General features: G+C 64.3%; 11 protein-coding genes. 4 read left to right on the forward strand and 7 right to left on the reverse strand.

Annotated features, from left to right (window positions below; genetic code table 11):
* Window positions 1-191: hypothetical protein (locus VGQ94_07430; GenBank protein ID HEV2022345.1), on the forward strand; the 191-nt coding region annotated here is incomplete at its 5' end.
* A 123-nt stretch (window positions 192-314) separates the two neighbouring features.
* On the opposite strand, the gene mnmE is transcribed toward VGQ94_07430, so the two are convergent.
* From mnmE to rpmH, 7 genes are all read right to left on the reverse strand, one after another.
* On the reverse strand, window positions 315-1,667 hold the full coding sequence (gene mnmE / locus VGQ94_07435; GenBank protein ID HEV2022346.1) for a tRNA uridine-5-carboxymethylaminomethyl(34) synthesis GTPase MnmE: 1,353 nt from the start codon (window positions 1,665-1,667) through the stop codon (window positions 315-317).
* A 168-nt stretch (window positions 1,668-1,835) separates the two neighbouring features.
* Window positions 1,836-2,690, reverse strand: coding sequence for a DUF1003 domain-containing protein (locus VGQ94_07440; protein HEV2022347.1), 855 nt, complete (start codon window positions 2,688-2,690; stop codon window positions 1,836-1,838).
* 97 nt (window positions 2,691-2,787) lie between these two features.
* Entirely contained in the window at window positions 2,788-3,327 is a 540-nt protein-coding gene (locus VGQ94_07445) for a R3H domain-containing nucleic acid-binding protein (protein HEV2022348.1), read from the reverse strand.
* A 99-nt stretch (window positions 3,328-3,426) separates the two neighbouring features.
* Entirely contained in the window at window positions 3,427-5,229 is a 1,803-nt protein-coding gene (gene yidC / locus VGQ94_07450; protein HEV2022349.1) for a membrane protein insertase YidC, read from the reverse strand.
* Entirely contained in the window at window positions 5,226-5,492 is a 267-nt protein-coding gene (yidD, locus tag VGQ94_07455; protein HEV2022350.1) for a membrane protein insertion efficiency factor YidD, read from the reverse strand. Before yidD ends, yidC begins: the two co-directional genes overlap by 4 nt.
* A 20-nt stretch (window positions 5,493-5,512) precedes the next feature.
* On the reverse strand, window positions 5,513-5,869 hold the full coding sequence (rnpA, locus tag VGQ94_07460; GenBank protein HEV2022351.1) for a ribonuclease P protein component: 357 nt from the start codon (window positions 5,867-5,869) through the stop codon (window positions 5,513-5,515).
* A 25-nt stretch (window positions 5,870-5,894) separates the two neighbouring features.
* The gene (gene rpmH, locus VGQ94_07465; protein ID HEV2022352.1) at window positions 5,895-6,050 is read right to left on the reverse strand and encodes a 50S ribosomal protein L34; all 156 of its coding nucleotides are present in this window, start codon (window positions 6,048-6,050) and stop codon (window positions 5,895-5,897) included.
* Between the two features lie 453 nt (window positions 6,051-6,503).
* Here rpmH and dnaA point away from each other — a divergent pair, with 453 nt between their 5' ends.
* The 3 genes from dnaA to gyrB all read left to right on the forward strand — a co-directional run bounded on the left by dnaA (window position 6,504) and on the right by gyrB (window position 12,130).
* A complete protein-coding gene (gene dnaA, locus VGQ94_07470) occupies window positions 6,504-7,883 on the forward strand; it encodes a chromosomal replication initiator protein DnaA (GenBank protein ID HEV2022353.1) in 1,380 nt (459 codons plus the stop codon).
* A 270-nt stretch (window positions 7,884-8,153) separates the two neighbouring features.
* On the forward strand, window positions 8,154-9,269 hold the full coding sequence (gene dnaN / locus VGQ94_07475; GenBank protein ID HEV2022354.1) for a DNA polymerase III subunit beta: 1,116 nt from the start codon (window positions 8,154-8,156) through the stop codon (window positions 9,267-9,269).
* A 212-nt stretch (window positions 9,270-9,481) separates the two neighbouring features.
* Window positions 9,482-12,130 (forward strand): DNA topoisomerase (ATP-hydrolyzing) subunit B, encoded by a 2,649-nt coding sequence (gyrB, locus tag VGQ94_07480; protein HEV2022355.1) that lies wholly within the window; start codon window positions 9,482-9,484, stop codon window positions 12,128-12,130.
* Window positions 12,131-12,349 lie beyond the last annotated feature (219 nt).

Consider the following 12,349-nt stretch of genomic DNA (forward strand, 5'->3'; position numbering starts at 1 on the left):
ACATCAGCCCCACCGGCAACCGCTTCTTCGACATCCGCGAGCTTAAGCTCATCGATCCCTACTACGCCGAGGACGACCGCCGCCTGGTTTCCTTCGTGAGAGACCGCGACGATCCCGCTGAGATCGGCGGGACATTCGAGATCGCTGTGACGCCCATTACTCCTACCGACTGGCTGCACCGGGGGAAGTAGTGACTGGGCTTTCGCTTTACATCCCGACGGCGAAGCCGGAGAGAACCCTACCTTTCTCCGGCAGCTTGCCCCGGGTAGGGCTCACTCCGTGAGCCGTTCGGGATGTCCTAAAAAGTCGGACACTCATTTCCCGATGCAGAAGCTTCCGAAGATCAGGTTGAGGATGTCGTCGGCGGTGGTGGCGCCGGTGATCTCATCCAGCGGGCGCAAGGCGCTGTAGAGGTCGAGCAGGAGCATCTCGTGGGGAAGGTTCTCTCGTGTGGCGCGCTCGGCCGCCGTCAGGCCGGCCAGCACCTCGCCCACCAGCTTCTGATGGCGCACGTTGGTGAGGAAGCCCGACTCCGCCTGCGCGCCCGCGTCGCCGCCCACGTGTCGCAGGATCTCCCCGCGCAGCTCGGGGATGCCTTCGCCGGTAAACGCCGAGGTGCGGATGAAGCCGTTCCTGGTTTCTGGTTTCTCGTTTTTCGCAGCCAGGTCACTCTTGTTCTCCACCACGATGTGGGAGCGGCCTTCGACCTGCTGAAGGAGTTCCGCGTCCTGGGCAGCAGCCTGGGAGGCGTCGGTGACCACCAGCACCAGGTCGGCATCGGCCAGCGCCTCCCGTGACTTTTGGACGCCGATGCTCTCCGCCTCATCGAGCGCCGCGCGCAGCCCCGCAGTATCCACCAGCTTGACCGGGATGCCGCCGAGCGCCACCGTCTCACTCACCAGGTCGCGCGTGGTACCGGGCGTGGCGGTGACGATGGCGCGCTCGCGCTCCACCAGCCGGTTGAACAGACTGGACTTGCCGACATTGGGCCGCCCGACGATGGCCAGCGTCAGCCCTTCGTGCACCAGCTTGCCGTAGGCGAACGAGGCCCCGAGCTTCTCGAGCGGCGCGCGCACTGCGGCGATGCGCCGGAGGATTTCCGCGGCAGACTGCACGGGCACATCGTCTTCCGCGAAGTCGATGCCCGCTTCGAGCAGCGCGATCAGGTCCACCAGCTCCTTCTTGATGGGCGCCAGGCGCCGCGAGAGCGCGCCCTCGAGCTGCTGCGCCGCCACCTTCGCCTGGTAAAGCGTCTGCGACTTAATAAGGTCGCGCACCGCTTCCGCCTGGGTGAGGTCGAGACGGCCGTTGAGGAAGGCGCGCAGGGTGAACTCGCCGGGCTCGGCCAGCCGCGCCCCGCGCTCGAGCGCCCACTCCACCACCTGGCGCAGGACGATGGGGGAGCCGTGCGCGGAGATCTCCACTACGTCGTCGGTGGTGTAGGAGTGCGGCTTCTCGAAGAAAGTGACCACGACTTCGTCCACGCGCTCGCCGCTCCCCGGCTCGATCAGCTCGCCGAAGATGGCGCGCCCGGCGGAGAGTTCCGACTTCAGCCGCAGCAGGGGCGCGGCGATGGCGCGCGACTCCGGTCCCGAGAGCCGCACCACTCCGATGCCGCCGCGCCCCGGCGGGGTGGAGATGGCAACGATGGTGTCGTCCAGGTGCATGGGACACGTAGCGCCGCCGTCCCGGCGGCTGTTGCAGCAGCGTCTCGCTGCCGCCCAGGAAATTGTAGCGGGTAGAGACACCCGTCAGGGCGTCTCGTTGGAGCGGAATCCTTGGGAACGGAATCCTTGCGGGCAGGCTGCCGGCGCTACGGCGACGCTACGTCGTTGCTACTTCACTATCCCGTTCGGCTTCTTGTCCTTCTCCATGCGTGAGAAGGCGGCCTGCATCTGCTCGTAGATGCGGTCGATCTTGCCGTGAAGCTGCGCCACCTCGAGCTCGGCCTTGAGGTTGATCTGGTAGTCGAGGTCGGCTTTCAGGCGGTCTTTGGTGGCCTGGCGGTTCTGCGACATCATGATGACCGGCGCCTGCAGCGCCGCTAGTGCCGACAGCACCAGATTGAGCAGGATGAACGGATAGGGATCGAACGGGTGCGCCGCAAGAAGGTAGGCGTTCACGCTCATCCAGCTCACCAGGATCGCGCCGAAGGTAAGGATGAAGGTCCAGGAACCGCCGAAAACCGCCACGCGGTCGGCGATGCGCTCCCCAAAGGTCAGCCGCTCCTCTTCTTCCTCGTTGAGGTTGCGGGAGACGTGGGTGCGCAGCAGCTCGTCGGTGGCGCGCAGGCGGCTACCCATGACGGTCAGCAGGTCGAGCGCGGCGTGCGGGTGCTCGGTGATGAATTTCAGCAGGTGCTCGCGGTCGAGCGTGAGCACGTCGGTCTCTTCCACGCAGACTGCGGTGGCGGTGCGGGCGCCGCCATCGAGCAGCGAGATCTCGCCGAACAGGTCGCCGGCCTGGTTCTCCGCCAGCAGGATCTTCCCGCCCTCGGTGTTCTCCACGAACACCTCTACCCGGCCCTGCCGGACCAGGTAGAGCGCGTCTCCGGCATCGCCGTATGAGAAAACAGTGTCGCCCTTGTCAAAGTGCCTGGTGTTGAGCAGCTTCGCCAAAGCCTTCCGCTCCCGCTGGTCCAGCAGCGCGAACAGCGGCACTTCCCCCAGCATGGCTAGTTCAGCAGACATTCCCCACTCCCGTCGAACACATCATCCGTTGGATGCATCATGCCAACATGCGGTCCGGACTTCTAGTCTTTTCTTCGGAACGGGGGTGAGCATAGGTTCAGCGGCGCTGCCCGAAGGCGGGGCGCGCTTTCCCCGGCTGGTAGTTCTTGGGATAAATGACCACGTAGCGACGGCCACCTTCGCCCTGGCTTTCGGTCTTGAGCTCGGCGTCGTCGCGCAGCGCCAGGTGGAGGATGCGGCGCTCGCGCGCCGACATGGGATGGAACTCGTAGGGCACGCCCGTCTTGCGCACTCGCTCCGCGGCCACGTCCGCCGCCAGCTTCAGCTCCTCCAGCCGCATGGCCTTGTGGTTCATGCAGTCGAAGCTGACCTTCTCGTGCTCCTCCGACTCCAGGCGCAGCGTCTTCAGGGCCAGATGCTCGAAGGCGCGCAGCAGCTCCGCGTTGCGCTCCAGCAGCAGCCCGCTGTCCGGCCCGGAAAGGTCCACCTGGATCTCCGGCGCCTCCCAGTCCCGGTTCTCGGGCAGGGGCGGATCCACCACGATGCGGTACTTCAGCCGGAAGCCGCCGTTGGCCAGCAGGCCCTTCAGCAGCTCGTCAATCTTTTTGGCGGAGGCGATTTTGTCTGCGATCGGCATAGGAGTTCCGTTGTCTGTTGCCGGCTTACTGCCGGCCACGGCCTTCGATTATAGAAGAGGGGCCCGGCTCGGGGCTTGCGCCTCGAGGCCCGCGGGTCGCTACTTCCCCTTCTTGCGCGCGTGCTTCTCCATCTGCGCCTTCATCTCGCGGCCGAACTTGGTCCGGTAGAGCACCAGTTGCTGGACCAGCGCGATGACGTTGCTGGCCACCCAGTACACGCCCAGCCCCGCCGCCAGCGACCAGCTGATGAAGCCCAGCATCACCGGCATCATCACGTTCATCATCTTCTGCTGCATGGGGTCCATGCCCGCGGCGGGAGTCACCTTCTGCACCAGGAACATGGTGGCGATCAGCAGGATAGGCAGGATGTGATAGGGGTCGGCGGCCGAAAGGTCGTGGACCCACAGCCAGGGGGCGTGGCGCAGCTCGATGGCCGCCGTCAGCATGGCGTAGAAGGCCACCAGGAAGGGGAACTGCAGCAGCATAGGGAAGCAGCCGCCCACCGGGTTGGCGCCCTCCTTCTTGTAGAGCGCCGTCATCTCCTGGTTCATCTCCGCCTTCCGGGGATCGTTGAAGCTGTACTTCTTGTACTTCTCCTGGATGGCCTTGATCTGCGGCGCCAGCTTCTGCATCTTCATCGCCGACTTCATACCGGAGATGCGCAGCGGCATCAGCACCAGGTTGATGATCACCGTGAGGATGACGATGTCCCAGCCCCAGTTGCTGGCCCAGTGCTCGTGCGTCCACTTCAGCCACAGGAAGAGCGGCCGCGCGATCACGCCGAACATGCCAAAGTCCACTAGGTTGCGCAGGTCGGTGGCGCTCTCCGTGCCGCGCACGTGGATGGCATCGAGCACGTCCACCGCCTTCGGCCCCACGAACCAGCGCCCGCGCGTCACACCCCGGGTGTCGCCCGTCGCCGCGCCCAGCACCGGGACCTTCTGCATCTCTTTCGACTGGGGATTGCTCGCGTCCTTGGGGATCTCCAACTCGCCGTGCAGCGTGACCAGCGCCGCGGAACCTGGCTCGTCGGGCAGGAAGACGGCGGCAAAGGACGAGTCGGCCACGCCCGCCCAATAGAGCGGCCCGCCCACGGTGGCCCCGCCGCTGACCTTCTTGAAGGCCTGGCGCTCTACCTTCTCCCCGCCGTGCCAGTTGCGGCCGCCGCTGTACCACTCGACCTGCGCCGCTGCGTATTGCACCGGGAGCGCCTGGTCGCCGAACCCTGTCGGCCACGCCAGGTAAGCCTGCACCACGCTGCCCTTCTCGGTGACCGAGGTCTCCACCTCGACCACATAGGAGTGGCCGAAGCGGAAGGTCTTGCGCACCACCGTCTCGCCGTCGGCATAGGCGAAGCTGAGAACGGCTGGCGCCTTCAGGGTCGCATCAGCCGTAGCAGCGCCGCCTTCGGCGCTGGCCACGTAGAGCGCCTCACCCAACTTCTTCCGCAGGCTTTCGTCGTAGGTCCAGAGCGAGAGCGGGAAGCCGTACTTCTCCGCCGCCGCGTGGTGCACCAGGTCCAGAGGCTTGCCGCCGGGGTGGTCGTTGTACTTCTTCAGGACCCACGACTTCACCTGCGCGCCGCGGTTGGTGAAGACGATGCGGTAGAAGTCGTTCTCCACCACCGTCTCCTGCTCGCCCGCTGCCTGCACCGTGGCCGCGGGGGCGGTGGCTTGCGACCTCCTCTTGCTGGCCACAGGCGGCTGAGCTGCGGGCTGCGGGATGCCCGCTGCCGGCTGCGTGGGAGCAGGCTTCTCCGTCGGCGGCGGCTCCGCCTGCTTGGCGTACTTGGTGATGAGCGGCTGGCTCACCAGCAGCACCAGGAAGGTCAGGGCGAAGGCCAGCAGCAGGCGCTTTTCCGAGCCCGGATCGTGCTGCGGATTTTGGGGGTCTCCGTTCAAGATTTGCTTCTGAGAAGCTCTATGTCTCCGGATCCCAGCGGCGAACTCTTGGGCCTGGGCACCGGGTCATACCCGCCGCGCACGAAGGGATGGCAGCGCAGCACTCGCCACGCGGCCAGCAGGCTGCCGCGCAGCGCGCCGTGCAGTTCCACCGCCTCCAGCGCGTAGTGGGAACAACTGGGAACGTAGCGGCAGGCGGACGGCAGCACCGGCGAGATCCAGCGCTGGTAGCCGCGCAACAGGAATCGGAGCAGCGTTTTCATCTCATCTCGCCCGGCGCGCCTCAGGCGCGCGAAAGTTTCTTGCTGATGACCGCGAAGGCGCGCGTTACTTCCGCCTCCAGTTGGGAAAACTCGGCGCGCAGGGCCGACTTCCGGGGATGGAATACCACGTCCGCCGGCGTCTTCAGCTCGCGCAGGTGGCGGCGCACCGCCTCCCGCAGCCGCCGCCGGATGCGGTTCCGGATCACCGCTCCGCCCAGCGCCTTTCCCGCGGTAAAGCCCACGCGGGGACCGCCGCTGGCCGCGGCCAGGAAGATCACGGTCAGGTTGGCGGAAGAATGGCGGTCGCCGCCCTTGTAAATCCTGTCGAAATCGGCCCGCTTGCGCAGCCGCAGCGAGGGACGAAACCTGAGATCCACCACGCTGGACACGGTCGCCGACCGGCTAATCCCGGAAGCCCGGCGGCACCGAGACCCGCTTGCGGCCCCGGGCGCGGCGGCGCGACAGCACCGCGCGTCCGCCCTGCGTCTGCATCCGTTTCCGGAAGCCGTGCGTCTTCGAACGGTGGCGCCGGTTGGGTTGGAATGTGCGCTTCGGCATGAAAGATTGCGCTCCTCTCGATAAACCATCGAGTATACAGGACGCGCGGAAAGGGCGGCAACGCGCCGCCTCGCCATCCGGTTGTCATTCCGAGCGCAGCGAGAAATCTGCTTTGGGCTCTTGCCGGGCCTCTGGCTCTCGTCGCGGCTCCCCGCTGCACCACCTTTGCGCTATTAACAAACTAACTACTTGACAGAAGTTTTCCTCAGGCGTTCAAGAGAAACTCCGGGAGCGAAAATTTCTCTGCGCGCGACTCCACGGAAAAAGTTTTCATGCTAGTATGCCGCCCTGTCACATTGAAACCGAGCAACACTTTCCAAAAACATCCGCTCTGTGCCCCTCGGCTCAGGGCTCTAACCAGAATCAGCCGGGCCCCGCGGAGCAGAGAGCGAATCTTCCTTCGCCGCGGGAGTTTTTGAATTCGCATTCTTAGGATTTTTGGGTTATTCGCTTATGTCGCTCTCGACCGTCACCGCCGCCACCGCCAATCCCTGGGTCCGCATCCTGGACAGCCTGGAGAAAAAGGTCAACCGCCACTCCTACGACACTTGGCTCAAGCCCACGCGCTACAGCCACGCCCGCGGCAACATCCTGGTGGTGCGCGTGCCCACCGCCGAGTTCCGCCAGATCGGCGACCGCTACGGCGACCTGATCCACGAAGCCATCGAGAAGCTGGAGCTGAAGTTCGAGGACGTGGAGTTCGTCACCGTGGAGGAGGAACCCTCGGCCACCACCGTGCGCCACGACGGCGGCTTCGCGCCCTCCCCGGCGGCCCCCGGCGCGCGGCCGGCGCAGGCGCGCTTCGACTGGGACAGCGCCGCCCAACTCAATCCCAAGTACACCTTCGACGCCTTCGTCATCGGCGCCGCCAACCAGTTCGCGCACGCCGCCTCCCGCGCCGTCGCCGAGCGCCCCTCCAAGGCCTACAACCCGCTCTTCCTCTACGGCGGCGTGGGCATGGGCAAGACCCACCTCATGCAGGCCATCGGGCATGAGGTCAAGAAGCGCCAGCCCCAGTCGGCCATCTGCTACCTCACCAGCGAGAAGTTCACCAACGAGGTGATCCACTCCCTGCGCTACGACAAGATGGCCAGCTTCCGCGACCGCTTCCGCAACGTGGACGTGCTGCTGGTGGACGACATCCAGTTCCTGCGCCAGAAGGAGCGCACCCAGGAGGAGTTCTTCCACACCTTCAACGCGCTGCACGATTCGCTCAAGCAGATCGTCATCGCCAGCGACCGCCCGCCCAAGGAGCTGGCGGAGATCGAAGACCGTCTGCGCTCGCGCTTCGAGTGGGGCCTGATCGCCGACATCCAGCCACCGGACCTGGAGACTAAGGTCGCCATCCTGCAAAAGAAGGCGGAGCTGGAGCGCGTCCCGCTGCCCACGGACGTGGCGCTGTTCATCGCCTCCAACATCCGGTCGAACGTCCGCGAACTCGAGGGAGCGCTCATCCGCCTGATGGCCTACACCTCGCTGACCGGCGCGCCGCTCACCCTGCAGACGGCGCAGCAGGTGCTGAAGAGCATCATCGACGCTCAGACCCGCCGCGTGACCATTGACTCCATCCAGAAGGCGGTGGCTGAGCAGTTCGGCCTGCGCGTAGCCGACATCAAGGCCAAGAACAATTCTCGGCCGATTGTCTACCCGCGGCAGGTCGCCATGTACCTGGCCAAGCACCTCACCCAGGCCTCGCTGCCGGAGATCGGGCGCCAGTTTGGCGGCAAGCACCACACCACCGTGATGCACTCGGTGGAGAAGATAGAGCAGGTGCGTAAGGCCGACAAGGATTTGAACAGGATGCTCAACAAGCTGACCGAGATATTGAGCTGATGGACCGGGCCTGAGGAGCCCATTCGAACAGTAGCGGTGGATTTCCCTGAGACAGCGGTCGTGCACGAGCTGTGAAGAGAGTGGAAAAAAGGACGCGATTCGGCTCTCCCTGTGCGGTGCTGGTCCCAGTTCTCAACAAGCAGTTCTAGCGAAAGAGGCAGGCTTCACGGGATGAATGGAATGATTCCCAGATTTCCTCTGCCTCTACTGCTACTTCTTAATATAAATACTTTCTTTCTGGTATAAGTAGGAGCAGAAACAGGACGGCTGATGGAAATCACAATAACCAAAACGGACTTACTCAAGGAACTGGTCGCCACCCAGGGCGTGGTCGAGCGCAAGACCACCATTCCCATCCTATCCAATTTTTTGTTCGAGGCGGCGGGAGACAAGCTCCTGATAACAGCCACAGACCTCGACATCAGCCTGCGCACCGCCTGTCCAGCCAAGGTCAAAAAGGAAGGATCCTGCACCGTCCCTGCACGCAAGTTCTACGAGTACGCCAAGCTGCTGCCGGATGGCGAAATCTCCATCAAGCTACTGGAAAACCACTGGGTGCACGTACGCCTGGGCCGCTCCAACACCAAGATGGTCGGGATGGCGCGGGCCAACTTCCCGGCGCTGCCCAACTTTCCCGCCGCTGGCGTCATCAAGATCCCCGCAGCCACGCTGCGGACGATGATTGCCAAGACCATCTTTGCCATCTCCAACGAGGAAAGCCGCTACACGCTGAACGGCGCGCTGATGGTGCTGAAGGCGGATTCCATCACCATGGTGGCGACCGACGGCCATCGCCTGGCGCACATCGAGAACACCTCGGCCAAGCTGGAAGGCGTTTCCGGCGAGATGAAGACGCTGGTGCCCAAGAAGGCCATGGCCGAGCTGAACCTACTGTTGCAAGATGGCAACGCGGAAACAGTAGAGTTCGCGCGCGACGAATCCACGCTCTTCTTCCGCGTGGGCCCGCGCTTGCTGACCTCGCGCCAGCTCACCGGCCAGTTCCCCAACTACGAAGCCGTGCTGCCGCGCGAGTGTCCCCGGGGCGTCACGGTGGGCAGCGCGGAGATCGCCAGCGCCATCCAGCGCGTTGCCCAGTTCGCCGACGAGCGCTCCGGCGCCATCAAGGTCCGCCTGGAGAACAACGAGCTCAAGATCTCGTCTTCCTCCATGGAGAGTGGCGAGTCCGAGGACTCCATCGAAACCGCCTACGCCGCCGAGCCCCTCACCATCGGCTTCAACTCCGGCTACCTGCTCGACTTCCTCAAGGCCTCGAACACCGGCGACGTCCGCCTGGAGTTCAAGGACGAACAGTCCGCCGGCCAGCTCCGCCCCGCCAACGGCGACGACTTCAAGTACCGCTACATCATCATGCCCATGCGGATCTGAGCGCATGTACCGCTCCATCCCGCTAGAAACAAAGCACTAATCAGCCCCGTTTTTCGGACAGATTCCCACCCTCGAAACCGCCCTCTCCGTGCTAGAATGTGAGTTGTTCTGGCGTGCGCTAAGTTACTTAAATATCAATAGCTTGAAGTCACTCTAGCCGCAGTGAAAACAGCCGCGGCGAGCGCTCCATCCGCATCCGAAAACGGAGCTTGATGTCATCCAAGGAAGTTCAGACCGAACCCGCAGTCGCGGTCGCGAAAGTGTCCAAGGTGAAGGCAGAACCCAAGCCGAAAAAGTCGAACGGCGGCGGCGCCGGGAACGGCGACTACACCGCCGACTCCATCAAAGTTCTGGGCGGCATGGAAGCGGTGCGCAAGCGCCCGGCCATGTACATCGGCTCCACCGGTGAGCTCGGCCTGCATCACCTGGTTTACGAAGTAGTGGACAACTCGGTGGACGAAGCGCTGGCCGGACACTGCGGCCAAATCGACGTCACCATCCACATCGACAACTCCATCACCGTGGTGGACGACGGCCGCGGCATCCCGGTCGAGGACATGTTGGTGGACGACGAAAAGATGCCCGCCGCGCAAGTGGTGATGACCAAGCTGCACGCCGGCGGCAAGTTCGATACCGCCACCTACAAAGTCTCCGGCGGATTGCACGGCGTGGGCGTCAGCGTAGTGAACGCGCTCAGCTACCAGCTCGACCTTGAGATCAGGCGCGACGGCATCGTCTGGGAGCAGACCTACTCCAAGGGCGAGCCCACCTCGAAACTCCGCAAGACGGGCAAGACGCAGAAGCGCGGCACCACAGTGCACTTTGTCCCCGACAAAGAGATCTTCACTGCCATCGAGTACAACCACGACACCCTGGCCCAGCGGCTGCGCGAGATGGCGTTCCTCAACAAGGGCCTGCTCATCACCCTGACCGACGAGCGCTCGACCGATCCCAAGACGGGCGAAGCCCGCCACACCGACTTCAAGTACAGCGGCGGCATCGCCGAGTTCATCAAGCACCTCAACCGCGGCAAACAGGTGCTGCACGACAAGCCCATCTACATGGAAGCGGAAAAAGACGGCGTCGCCCTGGAGATTGCCCTGCAGTACAACGACGGCTACTCGGAAACCGTCTTCAGCTTCGCCAACAACATCAACACGGTGGATGGCGGCTCGCACCTCAGCGGCTTCCGCACCGCGCTTACCCGCACCATCAACTACGCCGGCCAGCAGCTCGGGCTGTTCAAGGACGTGAAGGAAAACCTCACCGGAGACGACGTGCGCGAGGGTCTGGTGGCGGTGATCAGCGCCAAGCTGCCCCAGCCCCAGTTCGAAGGCCAGACCAAAGGCAAGCTCAACTCGGACATCGCCGGGGTGGTGCAGGCCTTCGTCAACGAGCGCCTGGGGACGTTCTTCGAGCAGAACCCGCCGGTGGCGCGCAAGATCATCAACAAAGCTATTGAAGCGGCGCGTGCCCGCGAGGCCGCGCGCAAGGCCCGCGACCTCACCCGCCGCAAGGGCGCGCTCGATGGCGGCGGCCTGCCGGGCAAGCTCGCCGACTGCTCCGAGCGCGATCCCAGCCGCTGCGAGCTCTACCTGGTGGAGGGCGAATCCGCCGGCGGCACCGCCAAGCAGGGACGCGACCGGCGCTTCCAGGCCATCCTGCCGCTGAAGGGCAAGATCCTGAACGTGGAAAAGGCGCGCTACGACAAGATGCTGGGCCACGAGGAAATCCGCGCCATGATCACCGCGCTGGGCACGGGCATCGGCAAGGACGACTTCGATCCCACCAAGCTGCGCTACGGCAAGATCATCCTCATGACCGACGCCGACGTGGACGGCTCGCACATCCGCACTCTGCTGCTGACCTTCTTCTTCCGCCACATGCAGGAGCTGATCAAGCGCGGCAACGTGTTCATCGCCCAGCCGCCGCTCTACAAGATCAAGAAGGGCAAGAGCGAGCTGTACATCAAGGACGACCGCGAGTTCGTGCGGGTGATGGTGAAGCGCGCCTCCGAAGGCATCGTGGTGCGCTACGGCGAGGGCGCGGCCAAGCTGGAAGGCCCGCCGCTGGCCAAGTTCATGACTACGCTCAACGAGTACCTCGGCTTCTTCGACAAGGTGGACAAGCGCCTGCGCAACGCGCGCGTCACCGATCTGCTGCCCCGCCTGGGCCTGGCCCTGCGCGCCGATTTCGAAGGCGACAAGAAGACTCCGCCCGCGAAGATCGAGAAGCTGGAGAAGAAGCTCAAGAGCCTGGCCAAGGACGAGGGCTTCAAGGACGTGAAGCTCGCCTTCGACGACGAGCACAACCTCTGGCAGGCCCACTTCACCGACGCGCAGGGCGCTGACCGCGTCGTGAACTGGCAGCTTGCCTCCACCCCCGAGTACCGCCAGATGATCTCCAAGTACAAGCAGATCGGGCCTTACATGGAGCCGCCGTTCGTGGTGGAGCACGTGGCCCGCGCCGCCGGCAACGGCTCGCTCGAGGACGTGAGCGACGCCGAGGGCTCCGAACCCGAGAAGACCGCGAAGAAAACCCCCAAGGCCGCCCCCCGCGCCAAGAAAGGGACCGACGAGGAGGTGGTGGAAAAGGCCTCCGCCCGTGAGCTTTTCGAGTACGTCCTCAACGCCGGCCAGAAGGACTACAGCGTGCAGCGTTACAAGGGCCTGGGCGAGATGCGCGCCGACCAGCTCTGGGAAACCACCATGGACCCCGCGCGCCGCACGCTGCTCGAGGTGAAGCTGGAAGACATCGCCGCGTGCGAGACCATCTTCACCACCCTGATGGGCGAAGACGTCGAAGCCCGCAGGAAGTTCATCGAAGAGAACGCGCTGGATGTGAAGAACCTGGACATCTGACGGCGCTTTCGCGGGCGTCTGAGCCCGCGGCCGTCATCCCGAGCGCAGCGAAGGATCTCGGCTTTCACCACGGAGACACGGAGAAAGTCCCGTGCCCTCTCCTTTTGACTGTCATCCTGAGCGGAGCGAGGAATCTCTGCATTCCGAAACTCCGACAAATGCATAGATCCTTCGCCCGCACGGCGGGCTCAGGATGACGCTCTACAAAGGGGTAGATCC

Source organism: Terriglobales bacterium (assembly GCA_035937135.1).
In the GTDB taxonomy this organism is placed as follows: Bacteria; Acidobacteriota; Terriglobia; order Terriglobales; family Acidobacteriaceae; genus DASYVL01.